The 18,846-nt window shown below is 71.9% G+C and carries 15 protein-coding genes and 1 pseudogene; 9 read left to right on the forward strand and 7 right to left on the reverse strand.

Annotation, left to right across the window (positions count from 1 at the left end; genetic code table 11):
- Positions 1-26: 26 nt before the first annotated feature.
- From AC0VYM_RS05480 to cofD, 5 genes and pseudogenes are all read right to left on the reverse strand, one after another.
- Positions 27-296: a hypothetical protein gene (locus tag AC0VYM_RS05480; RefSeq protein ID WP_475459659.1), complete on the reverse strand. Its 270-nt coding sequence runs from the start codon at positions 294-296 to the stop codon at positions 27-29.
- A gap of 205 nt (positions 297-501) precedes the next feature.
- A pseudogene (locus AC0VYM_RS05485) lies at positions 502-1,506 on the reverse strand (chitinase); the annotation flags it as partial.
- A gap of 143 nt (positions 1,507-1,649) precedes the next feature.
- Complete coding sequence (locus AC0VYM_RS05490) at positions 1,650-3,236, reverse strand: Na+/H+ antiporter (protein ID WP_475459662.1); 1,587 nt, start codon at positions 3,234-3,236, stop codon at positions 1,650-1,652.
- 89 nt (positions 3,237-3,325) lie between these two features.
- Positions 3,326-4,669, reverse strand: a complete 1,344-nt coding sequence (locus tag AC0VYM_RS05495; protein ID WP_475459664.1) for a coenzyme F420-0:L-glutamate ligase — start codon at positions 4,667-4,669, stop codon at positions 3,326-3,328.
- Positions 4,666-5,655 (reverse strand): 2-phospho-L-lactate transferase, encoded by a 990-nt coding sequence (gene cofD, locus AC0VYM_RS05500; protein ID WP_475459667.1) that lies wholly within the window; start codon positions 5,653-5,655, stop codon positions 4,666-4,668. The genes AC0VYM_RS05495 and cofD overlap by 4 nt, the downstream gene beginning before the upstream one ends.
- A 246-nt stretch (positions 5,656-5,901) precedes the next feature.
- Between cofD and AC0VYM_RS05505 the strand changes: the two genes are divergently transcribed.
- The 5 genes from AC0VYM_RS05505 to AC0VYM_RS05525 all read left to right on the forward strand — a co-directional run bounded on the left by AC0VYM_RS05505 (position 5,902) and on the right by AC0VYM_RS05525 (position 13,467).
- A complete protein-coding gene (locus tag AC0VYM_RS05505) occupies positions 5,902-7,233 on the forward strand; it encodes a hypothetical protein (protein ID WP_475459669.1) in 1,332 nt (443 codons plus the stop codon).
- 240 nt (positions 7,234-7,473) lie between these two features.
- Positions 7,474-7,761 carry a WhiB family transcriptional regulator gene (locus AC0VYM_RS05510; protein WP_014908913.1) on the forward strand — a complete coding sequence of 96 codons (288 nt, stop codon included), beginning with the start codon at positions 7,474-7,476 and terminating at the stop codon, positions 7,759-7,761.
- A 305-nt stretch (positions 7,762-8,066) separates the two neighbouring features.
- The gene (locus tag AC0VYM_RS05515) at positions 8,067-11,423 is read left to right on the forward strand and encodes a glycosyltransferase (protein WP_475459671.1); all 3,357 of its coding nucleotides are present in this window, start codon (positions 8,067-8,069) and stop codon (positions 11,421-11,423) included.
- A gap of 3 nt (positions 11,424-11,426) precedes the next feature.
- On the forward strand, positions 11,427-12,926 hold the full coding sequence (locus tag AC0VYM_RS05520) for a DUF5719 family protein (protein WP_475459674.1): 1,500 nt from the start codon (positions 11,427-11,429) through the stop codon (positions 12,924-12,926).
- A gap of 124 nt (positions 12,927-13,050) precedes the next feature.
- Positions 13,051-13,467: an SRPBCC domain-containing protein gene (locus AC0VYM_RS05525; protein ID WP_475459677.1), complete on the forward strand. Its 417-nt coding sequence runs from the start codon at positions 13,051-13,053 to the stop codon at positions 13,465-13,467.
- Here the strand turns inward: AC0VYM_RS05525 and AC0VYM_RS05530 are convergent, their stop codons facing one another.
- Positions 13,468-13,863: a metallopeptidase family protein gene (locus AC0VYM_RS05530; protein ID WP_378744850.1), complete on the reverse strand. Its 396-nt coding sequence runs from the start codon at positions 13,861-13,863 to the stop codon at positions 13,468-13,470.
- Between the two features lie 196 nt (positions 13,864-14,059).
- Here AC0VYM_RS05530 and AC0VYM_RS05535 point away from each other — a divergent pair, with 196 nt between their 5' ends.
- From AC0VYM_RS05535 to AC0VYM_RS05550, 4 genes are all read left to right on the forward strand, one after another.
- Positions 14,060-14,461, forward strand: coding sequence for a DUF3499 domain-containing protein (locus tag AC0VYM_RS05535; protein WP_017542446.1), 402 nt, complete (start codon positions 14,060-14,062; stop codon positions 14,459-14,461).
- 89 nt (positions 14,462-14,550) lie between these two features.
- Entirely contained in the window at positions 14,551-15,921 is a 1,371-nt protein-coding gene (locus tag AC0VYM_RS05540) for a phosphomannomutase/phosphoglucomutase (protein WP_475459680.1), read from the forward strand.
- A 28-nt stretch (positions 15,922-15,949) separates the two neighbouring features.
- Positions 15,950-16,126, forward strand: coding sequence for a Trm112 family protein (locus AC0VYM_RS05545; protein ID WP_357768719.1), 177 nt, complete (start codon positions 15,950-15,952; stop codon positions 16,124-16,126).
- Between the two features lie 179 nt (positions 16,127-16,305).
- Positions 16,306-17,625 (forward strand): serine/threonine-protein kinase, encoded by a 1,320-nt coding sequence (locus tag AC0VYM_RS05550; protein WP_475459683.1) that lies wholly within the window; start codon positions 16,306-16,308, stop codon positions 17,623-17,625.
- A gap of 13 nt (positions 17,626-17,638) precedes the next feature.
- Here AC0VYM_RS05550 and AC0VYM_RS05555 read toward each other — a convergent pair whose 3' ends face one another.
- Complete coding sequence (locus AC0VYM_RS05555) at positions 17,639-18,772, reverse strand: hypothetical protein (protein WP_475459686.1); 1,134 nt, start codon at positions 18,770-18,772, stop codon at positions 17,639-17,641.
- Positions 18,773-18,846: the final 74 nt, after the last annotated feature.

An 18,846-nucleotide genomic window follows, 5' to 3' on the forward strand; every position in this document is an offset into this window, starting at 1 on the left:
GCCCGAGAGCGCCCCGCACCCCCGGGTCAGGCGTCGGGGATGTCGTCCTTGGCGGATCGGAGCATGCTCCCGGGGATGACCACCAGGCGCTCGTCGCCGCCGACCCTGAGATCCGCGGGAAGCCGGTCGCGGAGGAGTTCGGTGGCGTCGCGACCGACCACGGCCACGTCGCCGTTGTCGAGTTCCCAGATCTCGGGGCAGTCGTCGTTGTCCCTGCTGGCGCCGAGTTCCGCCGCGGTCCTGCCGAGACGCCTCGCGAAGCGTGCTGAGGGGTCGACGTCCCAGAGACGATCCATGGGTTTCCTTTCAGACGGGGGCGGGGTAACTGACCTTCCCGGCGGGGGCCTGATCCACTCCTCGGGAGTGGGGCACGAAGGAGGGGCGGGACGCCGGGGGTGGCGTCCCGCCCCTTTTTCTCGCGCGGCCCGTCGGGGATGGGAGTGAGGCGACGGGGCGCTGGCCGCGGGGAGGGAGTGGACCCGCGGGTTCGGGGGGCTACTGCAGTCGGGCCGAGATGGCGTTGGCGAAGGCGTAGTTGTTGGTGGCGTCCCAGTTGATGGACCAGGTCATCACGCCGCCGATCGGCCCGTACGGGGTGGTGGGGGAGAACGAACCGCAGCTGGTGCCGGTCTCCAGGCAGTCCAGGGCCGAGATGATCCCGCTCGGGGCGAGGTAGCCGCCTCCGGCGGCGGAGGGCACGGCGGGCAGGCCCAGGCCGACCTGGTCGGGGCTCAGGCCCATCTCCAGCTGGATGCAGGCCAGCGCGGCGACGAAGTCGCTGGTGCCCTGCTGGTACACGCTGCTGTCACAACCGAGCATGCTGCCCGAGTTGTAGTACTGCATGTTCACGATGGTGAGGATGTCGGAGATGTTGCTGGCCAGCTGGTAGTACCCGGCGCTGGGGCTCTGGAAGTCGATGGTCTGGGGCGCCATCGTGATGATGAGCCCGGGGCCCGCCTTGCCGCTGAGGTCGCGCAGGGCGCTGGTCATGTGCTCGGCGTTGATGCCGTGCTCCAGGTCGATGTCCACGCCGTCGAACCCGTAGTCCTGCATGAGCGCGTGGGTGGTGTCCGCGAAGTTCTTCGCCTGGGTGGGGTTGGTGACGTTCACGTGGCCGAGCTCGCCGCCCACGGAGATGATCACCTTGCGGCCCTGGGCCTGGATGGCGGCGATGTCCTCGCGGAACTGCGCGTCGGTGTAGCCGTTGAGCTCGTCACTGGCCAGGTTGAAGGTGATGCCGCCGTCGAGCTGCGGATGGTTGTCCGCGAAGGCGACCGCCACGAGGTTGTACTCGGCGGGGATCTCCGAGAGCGGCATCACGGTCGAGCCGTTGTTGAAGTTGTGCCAGTAGCCGGTGAGCCACTGGCTGGTCTGCTGGGTCTCGACGGGGGCGGTCGAGGCCTGCGCGGGTTCGGGGGTCAGGGCGCCGACCGAGGTGACGAACGCGGTGGCCACCGCGGCGAGGCCGCTGAGGATCGCGAGCCTGGTCTTACGGGGGCTGAGCATGGGGAGTGTTCCTTTCGCCGAGCGGGGTGACGAAGGCGTGCTCTGTGAGCCGGTAATTGTTAGGAAACTTTAAAGTTACGTTCCGCGACAGTCAACGGAAATGGTTAGGAAAGTTTGCGGTTTTCTTGGGCACCCGGTACCAGTCACATTCCGTACTGACCGCTCCCGCTGTCCCGGATGTCCATGTCCCGGGCGAGCTTCGTGAACACGTCGTGGTCGATGTCCCCCGAGCGGTACAGGGACGTGAGGGAGTCCCGTCGGGCCTGGTTGATCTGGGCGAGCGTCTCCCTGCGGTCCCGGGCGTCCTCCTTCACCCGGTCGAGGCCGCCCCCGTCCAGGAGCCCCTTCACGTGGCCGATCCGCTTGCTGAACCTGTCGCGCATGGCGTCCGCCGACCGGTCGTCGAGGTCACCCCCGGTGAGCATCTCGTCCACCTTGCGCACGGCGGCGCAGTCCATCTCGTACTCGGCCCGCAGGAACTCCCGGTGACGGGTGCCCTCGTCGGTCAGTCGCAGCCTGCGCAGCAGCCACGGCAGTGTCGTGCCCTGCCCCACGAGCGTGCCCATCACGACGACGCCGGCGATGAAGATCAGCGCGCCCCGCTCGGAGAACTCCTGCCCGCCCAGGGTGGCGGGCAACGACAGCGCGATCGCCAGGGAGATCGCCCCGCGCATCCCGCTCCAGCCGATCGCCACGCGCTCCCGGAAGCCCGACACGTCCAACCGGGACCGTGACACGAAGCGCTGCAACGACGTCAGGAACAACATCAGCACCATGCGCAGCACCATCGCGGTGACCGTCACCACGAGCGCCGCCACCAGCAGTTGCACGAACGCGAAGTTCTCCCGTACCGACCGCACGACGGAGTCCAGCTGCAAGCCCAGGAGCACGAACAGCATCGCCTCCAACAGGCTCACCAGGGTGCTCCAGATGGTCTGCCCGCTCACCCGTACCCGCGGTGGCAGCAGACCCTCGCCGTGCGTACCCAGGTAGAACCCGGCCACCACCGCCGACAGCACCCCGGAGAACCCCGCCATCTCGGAGGGGATGTAGGCCACGAACGGGGTGATGAGCACCGTCATCAGCTGGAGGGAGGGGTCCTGGATGCGGCCACGCCCCCACGCGATCACCACCGCGACCACGGCCCCGTAGAGGAGCCCGCCCACCACGACCTTGCCCAGTTCGAAGAGGGCGTCCCCCGGGGTGAGCGGACGCATCATGGCGGTGACGGCCAGGCTGAAGATGGTCAGGGCGACCCCGTCGTTGATCAGGGACTCGCCCTCCAGGATGGTCAGCACCCGGCGCGGGGTGCCCGCCCGCTTGAGGATCGCGGAGGCCGCCACGGCGTCGGTCGGCGCGATCGCCGCGCCCAGCGCGATCGCGGCCGGCCAGCCCGCGTCCGGGATCAGCAGGTGGACGACGGCGGCCAGGCCGAACGCCGTCGCCAACGTCATCCCCACCGACATCACGATGATGGGCCGCGCCAGGTCCCGCATGTCCCTGGGGGAGGAGAAGAACGCCGCGTTGTAGATCAGCGGCGGCAGGAAGACCAGGAGGACGACCTCCGGTGGGATGGCCATGGAGTCCATCCACGGCACCACCCCGAGGAGCATGCCCAGCATCACCAGGACCACCGCTCCCGGGATCCTGATCCGCCCCGCGACCAGCTGGCCCACGACGACCGCGACCACCACGACCAGCGTGACGATCACGTAGTGCTCAACGGACATCCCGGCTCCCCCCGACGGCCCGACCCCGCCCCAGCATGCCGGGACGGGGTCGGGTCACGACGGAGGACGCGCCGCCTCCGACGTGGGGGTCAGCGGACCACCATGAAGGCGTCCGGGTCCCGGGGCGGGCGCTCCTTCGGCGCCTCGGCCGCGTAGCCCACGGCCACCGCGCCCATCGGACGCCAGTCCTCGGGCACCTCCAGGACCTCGCGCACCACGTCGGCGCAGAACATCGTGGAGGAGATCCACGCCGAGCCCAGGCCCTCCATGGCCAGGCCCACCAGCAGGCTCTGCACGCCCGCGCCCATGGCCACGAGGAACATCGACCGCTCGGCGTCCGCACGGCGCTCGTCCGGATACGGGTGCGCGCCGTCCGCGACCAGGAACGGCACCACCAGGGTGGGAGCGCCGCGCAGCACGTCGCCGCGCCGGGTCCGCCGCGCGATCTGCTCCTCGGTGAACCCGTCCCGCCGCAGGTCCTCCACCCAGGCCGCGAGCATCGCGTCGAGCAGCCGCTCGCGGGTGTCCGGCGACTCCACCAGGACGAAGCGCCAGGGAGTCGTGTGGTGCGGGGCGGGTGCGGTCACGGCGGTGGCCACCGCACGGCGCACCAGGGCCGGGTCCACCGGCCGGTCGGTGAAGGAGCGCACCGTCCGCCGGGCCGCCACCACGTCCCTGGAGCCGTAGCGGAACAGGTCGTCGTCGGCCGGGCGGACCAGCTCCGCCGCTCCGGGGCCGTCCTCCTCGGTGACCATCCCGACCAGGCCCGAGACCACGGCCACCGGAATCCCGGAGGTCTTGCCCTTGACCAGCTCACCGGCGGCGGCCACCTCGTCGGCCACCGCGTTGATGGTGGCCTCCATGACGTTGCCCTGGGCGTCGGTGGTGCCCCGCAGGTCCTGCACCGGGGTGATCCCGGCCGCGCCGATGGCCACGTCGGTCTGGCCCATCCGCCACGGGCGGCCGAACGTGTCCGAGACCACCACGCCCACGCGCACGCCCAGGAGCTCGGCCAGCCGGGCGCGCAGGGCGCGCGCGGAGGCGTCGGGGTCCTCGGGCAGCAGGAGCACGGTGCCCGGGGCGACGTTCGAGGCGTCCACCCCGGCGGCGGCCATGACCAGGCCCGACCGGTGCTGGGCGATCCGGATGTGGCCCATCCGCGCCACCACGCGCTCGGTCTCGGCGTCGATCGCGGCCTCACGGTCGTCGCCCGGCTGGGAGCGCCCCTCGGCCTTGCTGACGATCTTGGAGGTGACCACCAGGACGTCGCCGTCCACGAGGGGTTGGCCGGAAGCGGCCACGGCCTCGGTGACCAGTGCCGCCAGGTCGTCGCCCGCGCGCACCTCGGGGATGCCGGGCAGTCCGCGCACCCGCAGCTCGTTCACCCGTGGTCCGTCCACCCGGTTCCGCTCCGTCCGCGTCTCGATGCTCACCGGGCCCGCTCCCCGCGCTCGGAGAGCTCGACGGCCAGGTCCAGGGCGGCCTGGGCGATCGCCTCGGTGGTCTCCGGGTCGTTCATGTACAGCGGGCGGGACCGTACCTCCACGCCGTCCACCCGGGTGCCGGCGTCGGCCTCGTCCACCAGCCAGCCGTCCAGCAGGTCGGAGCCGAGGTGCTCGGCCACCGCGCCCGCGCTGGTCTCCACACCGATGGCGGTCAGACAGGCGTCGGCCATGCCGCGCACGGGGGCGCCGCCGATGATCGGTGAGACACCCACCACGGTCTTGCCCGCCATCGCCTCGCGGATGCCCTCGATGTTGAGGACGGAACCCACGCTCACCACGGGGTTGGACGGCGGGATGATCACCGCGTCGGCGTTGCGGATGGCGCGGATCACACCGGGGGCGGGCTTGGCCTTCTCGGCGCCCATGCTGATGATCTGCTCGGCGGGCAGCGCGGCCCGGTGTCGGATCCACCACTCCTGGAAGTGGATCGCCCGGCGCCCGTCCTCGTCGTCGACGATCACGTGCGTCTCGACCTGGTCGTCGGTCATGGGGAGGAGGCGGACGCCCGGCTGCCAGCGGTCGCACAGCGCCGCGGTGATCGCGGAGAGCGGGTATCCGGCGGCGATCATCTGAGCCCGGACGATGTGGGTGGCGGTGTCGCGGTCACCCAGCCCGAACCAGGTGGGCTTCATCCCGTACGCCGCGAGCTCCTCCTTGACCGTGAAGGTCTCGTCGGTGCGGCCCCAGCCCTGTTCCTCGTTGATCCCGCCGCCGAGGGTGTACATGACGGTGTCCAGATCCGGGCAGATCCGGAGACCGAAGAGGGTGATGTCGTCACCGGTGTTCCCGATGACGGTGATCTGGTGGTCTGTGGCCTGGTCGGATTCGGTCGCGGCGTCGATTCCCATAGCGGCCTTGAGGCCACGGAGGAAACGCGCGCCGCCGATACCGCCAGCCGGTACGACTATCCGCATGCGCCCAAGTCTGGCAGGCTGGGGGCGAGTATGGGTCGTCTGCCCCTGCGTGGGTACGATCCAGCGTGACCGAACCGGTACCGACGGTGTGTGAACCTTCGGGCGGTGGTCGCCATCCCACTTCATCGGCCCCGCGTTCGGTGTCCCCACGTCCTTTCGAGCGCATTCCGGCCGATTCACCCGACAGCCCGACGATATGCCAAGCTTCCTCCGACGCGACGGCGAAGCAGCAGAGGGGAACCTCTCTTGAACAACGAAACACTCGACCGCCTGCGCCTGCCCGGGGCCTGGGTCCTGCTGGGAGCCCTGGGCGTCCACATGCTGGCCGGGCTCATCTCGGTGATCATCAGCTCCAGCGCGCAGGGCTACAGCTTCCCGTTGGCGATGGTGGCGAACGGCGGGGACTTCTACGGATTCACCGTCACCCTTCTGCTCGCGGCCGCGATCGCCCTGGTACTGACCAGTGAGCGGACCCGACCCAGCTCCTTCCCGGTCATCCTGACCGCGATGATCCTGGTCGGCGTCGGTCTGCTGTTCTGCCTGATCGCCCTGATCAGCGGTTTCATCGACATTCGTCCGGGTGAGGGCGGCGTCGCCTTCGCCGGGTTCCTGGGCCGCGCGGTGCAGGGCGCCGTGCTCGGCTTCTTCGGGTTCTACCTGATCAAGATCTTCAACGACCCCACCGTGGTCCCCCGCGCGCAGCCGCAGCAGCAGGTGTACAACCAGCAGCCGTTCGCGCCCGCGACCGGTGCGCAGCAGTCCTTCGCCCAGACCGGCTACCAGACGGTCGACCCGGCCGCCCAGCAGCAGGCCTACGGCTACGACGCCGCCGCCCAGCAGGCGTACGGCCAGGACCCGGCCGCGCAGCAGCAGGCCGCCTACGGTTACGACGCCGCCGCGCAGCAGCAGGCCGCCTATGGTCAGGACGCGGCCGCTCAGCAGCAGGCGTACGGGACCGGTGCCCAGCAGGCCTACGGCCAGGACCCGGCCGCGCAGCAGCAGGCGGCCTACGGCCAGGACGCGGCTGCTCAGCAGCAGGCGTACGGGACCGGTGCCCAGCAGGCCTACGGCTACGACCCCGCCGCGCAGCAGCAGGCGGCCTACGGCTACGACGCGGCTGCTCAGCAGCAGGCGTACGGGACCGGTGCCCAGCAGGCCTACGGCTACGACGCCTCCGGCCAGCAGCAGGCGTACAACTACGACCCCTCCGGCCAGCAGGCCGCCTACGGTCAGGACGCCGCCGCCCAGCAGCAGGCGGCCTACGGCCAGGCCTACGACCCGTCGCAGTACGCGCCGCAGCCCGCCGCCGACCAGCAGGCCCAGGACGCCATCGCCAACGGCTGGTACCAGGACCCGGCCGCCCAGGCCCAGGGCCAGCAGGGGCAGGACCCCCAGGCCGCCCCCGGAGTTGAACCATTCTTTAACTCCGGTGAGAACAACGGGGCCGAGGCCGCCGACCAGAGCGGCGGCGGCTACGGCGCCCAGTACGGCTCCGGTGCCGGATACGGCTCTGACCAGCAAGGACAGGGCGGCAACGACGGCCAGCAGAACTGGTACGGCAACGACGGCCAGCGCTGAACCGGCCCTGATCGCCGCGCTCTCCACGCCTTGGGAAGGTACGTGAATTGCGTGGTAATCCACAGAACGGACATCGCGGGCCTGCCGCTGGAGGTTCGTTACATGATATTCAGTGGATTACCACGCAGCGCGCTTGACTCACAGTGAAGCGCACGCGTGTAATTCCAATGTGGGATTTCCACCCGACCTGGGGGACGAAAAGGGTCGGGGACATCTATTGGGGGGCTACAGGAGGTGCGCATGAGCGAGGTCATCCCGCTGGCGCACGGCTCGGACGAAGATCTGGGCTGGCAGGAACGTGCCCTGTGCGCGCAGACCGACCCGGAGGCGTTCTTCCCCGAGAAGGGCGGCTCGACACGGGAGGCGAAGAAGGTCTGCCAGTCGTGCGAGGTACGTGCGGAGTGCCTGGAGTACGCGCTGGAGCATGACGAACGCTTCGGCATCTGGGGGGGACTCTCCGAGCGCGAGCGCCGAAGGCTGAAGAAGGCCGCCGGGGGAGATTTCGATTTCCTGGCGGACATGCTGTAGGGGTACGCGTCACGGCGCGCCCGGGCCACGAGCCCGGGCGCGCCTTTTTCATGTTCCGTACCCTTCGGGCCCTTGGGCCTGATTGGTCCGTGAGGTCCGCTCGGCGCCGAATGCACCGCTATGGTCGCCCCTCACGTCCCCGACCAAAATGATCCGTAATGGTGTGCGGTGGCGTATCGTGATGACCCGCGTTCGCGTCCGCGAACCGCCCCGGCGCACTGAGGCGCCCACCGACCGCTCCGGTCGGCACACCCCGGGCCCGCGCACGGGCCCGCCCCTTCTCCCGGAGAGACCCGACCACAGCCGTGCCTGACCTGGATTCCGCCCGCCACGTCGTCACCGCGGTCATCGTGTCCCACGACGGCTCACGATGGCTGTCGGAAACCCTGTCCGCGCTCCGAGCCCAGACCCGCGCCGTACAGCGGGTCGTGGCCGCCGACACGGGCAGCACCGACGGCAGCCCCGACGTCCTCGCCGACCACCTTCCGGCCGACGCCGTCATCGACCTGCCCGCCCGCACCGGATACGGCGACGCCGTCAAGGCCGCCCTGGACCTGCCCAGGTCCACCACCGAGGTGCACGGGTTCGAGGACGACGCCACCGAGTGGATCTGGCTCATCCACGACGACCTCACCCCGGAGAAGGACGCACTCGAACACCTGCTCGCCGCCGCCGACCAGGACCCCCGCAGCGCGGTCCTGGGCCCCAAGCTCCGCGACTGGTTCGACCGCCGCCTCCTCGTCGAGGCGGGCGTCACCATCGACGGCGCCGGGCGCCGCGAGACCGGGCTGGAGCAGCGGGAGTTCGACCACGGCCAGCACGACGGCACCCGCCAGGTCCTGGCCGTCTCCAGCGCGGGCATGCTGGTCCGCCGCGACGTGTGGGAACGCCTCGGCGGGTTCGACCCGGCGCTGCCGCTGTTCCGCGATGACATCGACTTCTGTTGGCGGGTGGGCGGCGCCGGGCTCCGGGTCCGCCTGGTCACCGACGCCGTCGCCTACCACGCGGAGGCCTCGGCCCGCCGCCGCAGGAAGATCACCGCCACCCGCAACCACCCGCGCCGCGTGGACCGCAGACACGCCGTGTTCGTGCTGCTGGCCAACCTGCCCGTCGGCGGCATGGTGTTCGCGCTGCTGCGCAACTCCGTGGGCTCGCTGCTGCGCGTGGTCATGTACCTGCTCATCAAGCAACCGGCCAACGCCTTGGACGAGGCCGCCGCGATCACCCTGGTCTACGGTCGGCCGTTCCGCCTGGCCCGGGCCCGGTTCCGGCGCCGCCGCGACCGCCGCCGCACCTACAGCGCCATCCGGCCGTTCCTGGCCCGGGGGGTGGCCATACGGCAGTTCGCGGACGCCGTCACCGGCATCCTCACCGGGGAACGGATGGCCGACACCGCAGGGCGCCACCAGGCGGTCACCGCGCCCCCGGGCGAGGAGGACGACGGCCCCGCCGACGACTCCTCGTCCTTCCTGCGCCGCGTGGTCCTCCAACCGGGCGTCCTGCTGGTCATCGGCCTGACCGTGGTGACGATCATCGCGGAGCGCTCCCTCCTCCTCGGCGGGATGCTCGCCGGAGGCGCCCTGCCCCCGGTCACCGGAAACGCCCTCGACCTGTGGAACCTCTACCTGGCCGGCCACCCGGACAGCGGCGTGGGTTCGTCCGGGGCCGTCCCGCCCTACGTCGGGTTCCTCGCGCTGCTGTCCACCCTCACCTTCGGGCAGCCGTGGATCGCCGTCATGGTGATCCTCCTGGGCTGCGTGCCGCTGGCCGGGCTCACCTCCTACCTGCTCGCCCGCGAGGTGCTGCGCTTCCGCCCGGCCCGCCTGTGGATGGCCGGGGCCTACGCCCTGCTCCCCATGGCCACCGGCGCCGTCGCGCAGGGCAGGCTGGGCACCGCCCTCGTCCACGCGCTGCTGCCCGTCCTCGGCCTGCTGCTGGTCCGCCTGGTCTCCATGCCGCCCAAGCCCTCGCGCCGGGCCGCCTGGGGGCTGGGCCTGGCGCTCACCGTCGCCACCGCCTTCGTGCCCGTCGTCTGGCTCCTGTGCCTGGTCACCGGGGTCCTGGTCGCGGTCGCCTTCGGGCACCTCGGCCGCCGGATCTTCGTCAGCATGGGCATCAGCCTGGGCACACCCGCGGTGCTCCTCATGCCGTGGACCCTCGAACTCCTGATGCACCCCAGCCTGTGGCTGCTGGAGGCGGGGTTGCACCGGCCCGAGCTGTCCAACCCGGGGGCGACCCCCACGGAACTGCTCATGCTCTCCCCGGGCGGCCCGGGAACGCCCCCGGTCTGGGTGACCGCCGGGTTCATCGCCGCCGCCTTGTGCTCCCTGCTGCTGCTCCGCAACCGCATGCTGGTGGCGGCGGGCTGGAGCCTCGCCCTGTTCGGGATGCTCGTCGCCGTCCTGACCAGCAGGATCGTCATCGAGCCCTACTTCGGTGGCCCGCCCGCCCTGGTCTGGCCCGGCGTCGCCCTGTCCTTCGCCGCCACCGCCGTCCTCCTGACGGCGGCCACGGCGGCCCGCGCCTTCGGGAACATGATCCGCCTCGGTGGCCTCCGGAGGTACTTCGCGCTGGCCGTGGCACTGCTCGCGCTGGCCACGCCCGTCTCGGCGGCGGCCCTGTGGATGTGGGAGGGCGTGGACGGGCCGATGACCGCGAACGCGCCCCGCTCCGTGCCCGGGGCCCTGGAGAGCGTGAGCGCGGACGGCACCGAGCCCCGCACCGTCATCGTCACCCCCGCCGAGGACGGCGGCGTGGACTACGTGGTGGTCCGGGGCCGCGAACCCCGGCTGGGGGAGGAGCGCGTCGTTCCCGAACCCCGGACCCGCGCCGCCATGGACCAGGCCGTCGCGGAGCTGGCCGCGGGCCAGGGCAGCGACCAACTCGTCACCCTGCTCGACCACGGCGTCCAGTACGTGCTCTACCCGCGTCCCGAGCTCGGAGGGCCCGCCGACGCCACCATGGTCGACACCCTCGACGGCACCCCGGGGCTCGGACGGCAGTCGCTGTCCGACCACTACGGCCTCTGGCGGATCGCGGAACCCACCGGCGTGCTGCGGACGGTCTCCGAGGACGGCCTCGAAGCCGAGGCCCTGCGCGTGGAGGGCTCCGCGGACCAGCTCACGGCCGAGATCGGTGAGGGCCACACCGGCCGCCGTCTCGCCCTCGCGGAACCCGCCGACGGCGGATGGCGGGCCACCCTGGACGGGGACGATCTCACCCCGGTCGACACCGAGAACGGGACCCAGGCGTGGGCCCTGCCGGTGCACGGCGGCGAGCTGCGGGTGTGGCACACGGACCTCGTCCACACCGCCTGGCGGATCACCCAGGGGGCGCTGCTGCTGATCGTGGCGGTGCTCGCCGCCCCCGGCGTGCGGACGGAGGAGGAGCGCAGGCTCATCGAGGCCACCCCGATGCCCCGCCCCCGGCGTCCCCGCCGTACGGGGAGGTCCCGCCGCGCGGCACCGGAGAAGGCTCCCGAGAAGGCGACGGAGAAGGCGACGGAGAAGGTGCCGGAGGAACAGCCGGAACCGGATCCCGGCCCGACCACCACCGGCTCCATCCCCGCCGTCCGAGGCAGGCGCCGAGGCACGCGGGGCACACGACGGGCCGGGACCCGCAGGGCGTCCAGGCGCCGCGCGGGCACCGAGGACGAGGGGTAGGACATGCGACTGATCGTGGAGAACCGGTTCGCCCTGTTCGGGCTGGTCGCGCTGGCGCTGCTCGCCCTGTTCGGGGTGGCGTTCGTGATCCGGCCGGTCAACGCCGAGCTCGGCGTGTCCGAGCCCGACACCGTCCGTCCGGACCTGGCGGCACGCGTCTGCCCCGCCCCGCACGAGCCCTCCGACGACGCCGACAGCTCGATCGCAGCCTTCGCCCCCCGGGTCAGCCGTGACGACGAGGGTCAGCTGTGGGCCGTCCCGCTGTCCCCGGTGGACGGAGACGAGCCCGACACCGACACGCTCGGGGAGGAGCTCACCGAACCCGGGCGGGTCTGGAGCACCGACACCGGGGACGCCACCCGGCCCACCGCCCTGCACGCCGAGGGCTCCCTGGCCTCCGGGCTCGACGCCGCGCAGACCACCGTCTCCGACGACGGCATCACCGAGGTCCGCTGCGCCGCCCCGTCGATCGGTACCTGGTTCGCCCTTCCCGGCGCGGACGACCCCGACGGAGTCGACCTGGAGACCCTCACCGTGCACCTGGCCAACCCGGAGGACTTCCGGGCCACGGTCAGCATCGACCTCTACACCATGGAGGGGCCGTCCTACTCCCCGGACAGCCGGGGCATCCATCTCGGGCCGGGGGAGTCGACCGAGCTCGACGTCACGGAGCTCATCCAGAGCACCGGTTCGCTCGGCGTCCACGTGCGCACCAGCACCGGCCGCGTCGCCGCGTCCCTGCTCGCGGAACACTCCTCGGGGAACAGCGACTGGGTCCCGCCGACCCGTGCGCCCGACGAGGAGCACGTCATCCCCGGTGTGCCCGGGGGAGAGGGCACGCGCCGCCTGTTCGTGGCCGCCCCCGGTGACGCTCCGGTCGAGGCCCGCGTTCGCGTGGTGACCGAGGAGCCCAACGGCACCGACGACGAACCCCTGGTCCTGAACGTCCCGCCGGCGGCCTCCGCCTGGCTCACCCTGGAGGGCGCGCTGGCCGAGGCGCCCGGAACGGTCGTCGTCGAGGCTGACGGCCCGGTCGTGGCCGGGGTGGTCGCGGAGGCCGTGGACGGCAAGAAGGTCGTGGAGACCGCCTACACGGCCGCCGCGGACCCCCTCACCGGTCCGCTCGACACCACGGCGGTCATCCCGGACATGCCCGAGGACGTCGACGTGGAACTGGTCCTGGGAGCCCTGGACCGGGACGCCAGGGTGGTGGCCACCCCGATCGCCGCCGACGGGAGCATGGGCGACGCCGTCCGCGCCGAGGTCGCCGCCGGAACCACCCACGTGTTCGGCACGGAAACCGAGGGCTGGGGGGTCCCCTCGGGGGCCGACCCCGAGGACGGCTACGCGGTCCGCCTGGAGCTGCTGGAGGACTCCGGCCCGGTCTACGCCGCCCGCGTCCTGCGCTCGGGCGACGGCGTCAGCGTCCTGCCCGTCACTCCCGCCCCGGTGAGGGTCCAGCTTCCCGTGGTCCGCGACAGCATGACCGGCATCGTCCCCTGACCGCCGGTCCCCTCGGCCCCCGTGCGAACCCCCTCCCACACAGGTGGAGGAGGGGCGCGGGGTAGGTGGTGGGGTGGATGTGGGTAGTGAGGTCTGCGAGAGGGATCGGCCGGAGGGGGCGGACATGGGTGAGACCAAGCTGGCGTCGTTGGGGGACGACCGGTGGACGCTGACGTTGGAGCGTGACCTCGGGAGACCCGTGGAGCGGGTGTGGCGGGCCCTCACGGAGCCCGCCGAGCTGAGCCGGTGGTATCCGATGACGGTCGACCGGCTGGACCTGAGGGTCGGTGGGGAGATCGTCTTCGCCGACGAGGAGGGCGGCGACCTGACCGCCGTGGTCACGGAGGTGGACCCGCCACGGGCGTTCGGCTTCCGGGAGTTCGACCCGGAGACGGGCGAGCACCAGATGCGCCTCACCGTCGGTGAGGACGGACACCTGGTGCTGGCGCACACGTTCACGGGCAGGGAGTGGGCCGAGCGCACGGCGGAGGGCTGGCGGTCCTGCCTCGACGAGCTGGAGAGGTCGCTCGACGAGGTGTGATCAGTTCTCCGGGTCCACGGACTCGGGTTCGACGCCGAGCAGGTTGGCCACTTCCTCGACCACGGTCTCGTGGACGAGGAGGGCCAGCTCCTCGGGGTCCTTGGTCCTGATCTCCACGGGGCGCCGGTAGACGATGATCCGCGCGCGGCCCGTGGGCTCGCTCTCCAGTCGGGAGAAGGGGATCGCCTCGGTCAGGTCGCCGTGGGGCGGGATCGGGGGAACGTCCTCCACGAGGAAGTCGACGTTCGCCAGCTCACGCGCCCACAGGCGTTCCAGGCGTTCGACGGCGTCCAGGACAAGGTCGTCGAAGGCCTGCGCCCGACTGCGGGAGACGGGCAGGTCGGAGGGCACGAGAGGGCCGCGGATGCCCCGGCCCCGGCGGTCCCGGCGCCGCACTCTGTCTGGTTGGCCACTGGAAAGGCGCACTCGTCGCACACTTCGAGACTAAGCCATCACGGGCCCTGCGCGAAGTCCTGGCGCCTCGGAAGAATCGGACGTCGACCCTCCCGGGTCAAGAACAGTCGCCCAAAAACTGTGCAGGTCATGGGACGATGCTGGCGTGTCCCTCGGTAAAGGCATACAGTCAAACGCTGTGAGCCATGTTCGACGCTGTTCCCGCACCGCGTGCAGGCAGCCCGCCGTATTCACGCTCACGTACGTCTACGCCGACTCCACCGCCGTCCTCGGTCCGCTCGCCGCCTACGTGGAACCGCACTGTTACGACCTGTGCGCGATCCACGCCGAACGGTTGACCGCGCCGCGTGGTTGGGAGGTCGTTCGGCTTCCGGTCGAGACGTCGGGAGGAGGTCCCGGCAGTGACGACCTGGAGGCCCTCGCCGACGCCGTACGTGAGGCGGCGCGGCCGCCCGCGCGTCAAGAGCCGTCCCCCGGCGAACCCGTGGGGGAGGGTCACGAGACGCTGCGCCGGGGCCACCTGCGCGTGGTCAAGTCCGACCGGGGCGAGCAACGCCCGCCGCACCACCCGAACGGCTGACCCGGCCCGCTCTTGCTAGTTTTGTACGGCGCTCGAACAACGGGGCGCTGGACCGAATTCGTCGCAGGATCGACCTGGCCGGAGCAGACGTGGCTGACCTCGGAAGCATCTTCAAGGCATACGACGTACGCGGTGTGATCCCGGACACCTTCAACGCCGGGATCGCCCACGCGGTCGGCGCCGCCTTCGCCCGGGTGGCCGGTGGGCCCGCCGTCGTGGTCTCCCACGACATGCGACCCTCCTCGCCGGAGCTCGCCCGTGCCTTCGCGGACGGCGTCACCTCCCAGGGCGTGGACGTCGTCTTCGCCGGACTCGGCTCCACCGACCTGCTCTACTACGGTTCGGGCTCCCTGGACCTGCCCGGTGCCATGTTCACCGCCAGCCACAACCCGGCCGAGTACAACGGCATCAAGATGTGCCGCGCGGGCGCCGCGCCGATCAGCGCCGAGACCGGCCTGGCCGACGTCCGCCGACTCGCCGAGGACTTCCTGTCCGGCGCCGAGGACCCCGACGCCCACGAGGGCCCGAAGGGCACCGTCACCGAGCGGGACCTGCTGCCCGGCTACGCCGACTACCTCCGCCAGCTCGTCGACCTCTCCGGGTCCCGCCCGCTCAGGGTCGTCGTGGACGCGGGCAACGGCATGGGCGGCCTCACCGTCCCCGCCGTCCTGGAGCAGGGCCTGCCGCTGGACGTCGTCCCCCTGTACTTCGAGCTGGACGGCACCTTCCCCAACCACCCGGCCAACCCCCTGGACCCCGACAACCTGGTCGACCTCCAGGCCAGGGTCCGTGAGACCGGGGCCGACCTCGGCCTGGCCTTCGACGGCGACGCCGACCGCTGCTTCGTGATCGACGAACGGGGCGAGCCCGTCTCCCCGTCCGCCGTCACCGCCCTGGTCGCCTCCGAGGAGCTCAAGCGCGAGCCCGGCGGCACCGTCATCCACAACCTCATCACCTCGGCGGCGGTCCCCGAGATCGTCACCGAGCGCGGCGGGAAGCCCGTGCGCACCCGCGTCGGCCACTCCTTCATCAAGGCGACCATGGCCGAGACCGGTGCGATCTTCGGCGGGGAGCACTCCGCCCACTACTACTTCCGGGACTTCTGGAAGGCCGACACGGGTATGCTCGCGGCCATGCACGTCCTGCGTGTCCTGGGTGCGGACGAGCGTCCGCTCTCGCGGATCACGGAGGAGTACTCCCGGTACGCGGCCTCGGGCGAGGTCAACTCCAGGGTCGAGGACGCCGACGGCCGCATGGCCGCGGTGCGCGCCGCGTTCGGGGACCGGGACGGGGTGACCGTCGACGAGCTCGACGGCCTCAGCGTCACCCTGCCGGACGGCGCGTGGTTCAACCTGCGCGCCTCCAACACCGAGCCGCTGCTGCGGCTCAACGTCGAGGCCCCTGACGACACCGCCGTGGCGCGCCTGCGCGACGAGGTCCTGGCCATCGTCCGCGCCTGACACGGCCATCACACGAGGAACGAGAACCATGAGCACGAAGATCGACGGCTGGCTGCTGGAGATCCTGGCCTGCCCGCAGAGCCAGGCCCCGCTGCGCCACGACCCGGAGACCGACGAACTGGTCTGCGACGAGAGCGGCCTGGCCTACCCCATCCGCGACGGGATTCCGGTCCTGCTGGTGGACGAGGCGCGCACGCTCTCCTGAACGGGCGGAAAAGGTTGGGTGGGGAACGGAACGAACTCCGCGTTCCGGCAGTCATATCCGGTACGTCCGGGTGAGGGGACACCTGCGGGGCCGCGACCGGTCGCGGCCCCACCCGGCGTCCCGTGCCCGTTAACCTGATGCTGCGCCCCCGCTCAAGCCCACCTCCCAGGAGGACATCGATGCCCGGTCCCGAATCGCTACTGCCGAGCGACCCCTCCGCTTTCGGTGAATACAGCGTGACCGGACGGCTGGGGAAGGGCGGTCAGGGGGTCGTCTACCTCGCTGAGGACCGCGACGGCGACGAGTACGCGGTCAAGGTCCTCAACGACCAGTGGTCCGCCGACGCCGACCTGCGCAAGCGGTTCGAGAAGGAGGTGCGGGCCGCCCAGCGGGTCGCGTCCTTCTGCACGGCGGCGATCATCGACGCCCAGCTCGACAGTGACCCTCCCTACGTGGTCAGCGAGTTCGTTCCGGGCAAGGACCTCCAGGAGACGGTGGCCAAGGGCAAGACGGTGCGCGGCGCCGCGCTCCAGCGCCTGGCCGTCTCCACCGCCACGGCGCTCGTGGCCATCCACAAGGCGGGGATCGTCCACCGCGACTTCAAGCCCGGGAACGTGCTGCTGGGCCCGGACGGCCCGCGCGTGATCGACTTCGGCATCGCCCGGGTCGACGACGGCACCGCCACGATGACCAACTCGATCGTCGGCACGCCCTCCTACATGGCGCCGGAGCAGATCGAGGGCCGCGGGATCACCGACAAGTGCGACATCTTCGCCTGGGGCTGCGTGATCGCGTTCTCCTCGACCGGCCGCGCGCCGTTCGGTTCGGACACCGTCCCGGCCGTCGTGCACCGTGTGGTGAGCGCCCCGCCGGACCTGGACGGGGTCGACGACGCTCTGCGGCCGATCGTCGAGTCGTGCCTGGACAAGGACCCGAACCGCCGCCCGAACGCCCAGACCCTGCTCATGCGGCTGCTCGGCCACGACGGCCCGGTCGGCCCCTCGAACGACGCCGACGACGCGCTCAAGCAGGGAGAGCGGGTGGCGCAGACCGGTCTGCTCAACGGCAACCCGCTGCCCCCCGTGCACCCGCAGGCACCGCAGTACCCGCACACCGGCGGACAGCCGGGCATGGGGTACCCGCCCGGCGTGTCCAACCCGCGCCCCTTCGGCGCGCACCCGGGGACCTCGAATCCCCGCCCCGGCCAGATGGGCGGCCACCCGGTGAACTCGGACCCCCGGCACGGCGGCTTCGGCGCCCACCCGGGGATGTCCAACCCGAGGCCGGGCGCGCCGGGCCCGCACCACCAGCCGCACGCCATGCACCAGGGCGCCAACCCGATGATGACCGGGGCGGTCAACCCGAACCAGACCTACACGCCGCACCAGCGGCCGAGCCAGCAGGACTCGATCCTCCAGCAGGGCTGGGTGATCCCGGCGGTGCTGGTCACCATCATCATCCTGCTGCTGCTCCTGCTGATCCTGGGCCTCAGCGGCTGACGGGCGGCCCCGCTCACCCGCGGGTGAGTTCGTGCACGGCGCGCGACACCGCCTCGTCCACGAGGTCCCGTACCTGGGGCCAGCGGTCGTCCACGCAGTCCGTCGGCAGGACGGTGACGCTGTCGCTCCGGGACATCTCCAGCGCCCGCCGAACCCCCTCCGGGGTGGCCAGGCGCGCGTGCGCGGTGACCGCCAGCACCCCCGAGGGCGGGCTGCCCACGTCCCGGACCACCACGTACAGGGCGAGTGAGACCCCGTCCGCCAGCAGTTCCAGACAGGTCCACCAGTGCGCGGCGTCTCCGCCCCGGCCGCCGTCGCCCGAGGTCACGGTGGTGGTCGCCGCCGGGTCCAGGGCGCTCAGCAGGAGCGCGACCGAGCCGCGCCGGGAACGCACGTGCTCCAGGACGCGGCGCCGCGTCACGGCGGTCAGCGGGGGAACCGGCCGCCCCGTCGCGACCGCCTCCTCCGGATGCCACGCGAGTTCGTCGCGCAGGGCGCCCGTGACCAGCCGGGCCATGTGGGAGACCAGGGGCGCGAGCGGTTCCTCGGGGTCGTGCTTGCCCGCGGGGTCGGGCGGAGGGGTGCCGGGGTCGAGGAGCAGCGGGGGCAGGTCGGCCCGTTGGAGGACCCGTGAGGCCAGTACCCACGGCAGCGTCCAGGCGGCCCCGGCGCCGTGCGTCTCCTCCCCGGAGGCCTCGGCCGCCACCCGCACGCACTCGGCGTAGGTGTGCGCGGCCCGCACCACGGGGTGGGCGGGGACGGTCGCGGCCCGGGCCAGGCGGAGCGTGTGTTCGGTGGACAGCGCCGTCCGGAGCGGGCGCAACGGGGGGCCGTCGGGCACGCCCCGGCGTTCCCCTCCGGGGGGAAGCTCGGCCACCCGTCCCGCCAGCGCGGCGACGTGGGGTCCGGTCATGGGCTCTCCGGACACGGACTCGCCGGTCAGCAGCAGGTCGGTGAGGTCGGCGCCGCCACCCCACTCGCGGACGCGGTCCCGCGTCAGTTCCCGCCGCGCGGCGCCGTGCCGCTGGTGGGGGCGGTCCTGGCGCCGGTGGGCCCAGACCGTCCGGAGGAGGTCGACGTCCCTGAGGTCTGCGCGCACGCGCTCGGGGAGTGTTTCCCAGGGCGTGTCTCCGAGTTGGCTGTCCACGGTCTCATCCGTAGCCCGTGGAGTCTTTGCCAAAACATGCCGAACGGTTGGTCTGGGTGTCCGGTGACGGCCGT

Source organism: Nocardiopsis sp. iso_237 (assembly GCF_056173345.1).

Excerpts from the sequence above, each read along its gene's own strand:
- AC0VYM_RS05480 (WP_475459659.1), bottom strand. The coding sequence starts at position 296 with ATGGATCGTCTCTGGGACGTCGACCCCTCAGCACGCTTCGCGAGGCGT.
- AC0VYM_RS05490 (WP_475459662.1), bottom strand. The coding sequence starts at position 3,236 with ATGTCCGTTGAGCACTACGTGATCGTCACGCTGGTCGTGGTGGTCGCG.
- cofD (WP_475459667.1), bottom strand. The coding sequence starts at position 5,655 with ATGCGGATAGTCGTACCGGCTGGCGGTATCGGCGGCGCGCGTTTCCTC.
- AC0VYM_RS05510 (WP_014908913.1), top strand. The coding sequence starts at position 7,474 with ATGAGCGAGGTCATCCCGCTGGCGCACGGCTCGGACGAAGATCTGGGC.
- AC0VYM_RS05520 (WP_475459674.1), top strand. The coding sequence starts at position 11,427 with ATGCGACTGATCGTGGAGAACCGGTTCGCCCTGTTCGGGCTGGTCGCG.
- AC0VYM_RS05525 (WP_475459677.1), top strand. The coding sequence starts at position 13,051 with ATGGGTGAGACCAAGCTGGCGTCGTTGGGGGACGACCGGTGGACGCTG.
- AC0VYM_RS05545 (WP_357768719.1), top strand. The coding sequence starts at position 15,950 with ATGAGCACGAAGATCGACGGCTGGCTGCTGGAGATCCTGGCCTGCCCG.
- AC0VYM_RS05550 (WP_475459683.1), top strand. The coding sequence starts at position 16,306 with ATGCCCGGTCCCGAATCGCTACTGCCGAGCGACCCCTCCGCTTTCGGT.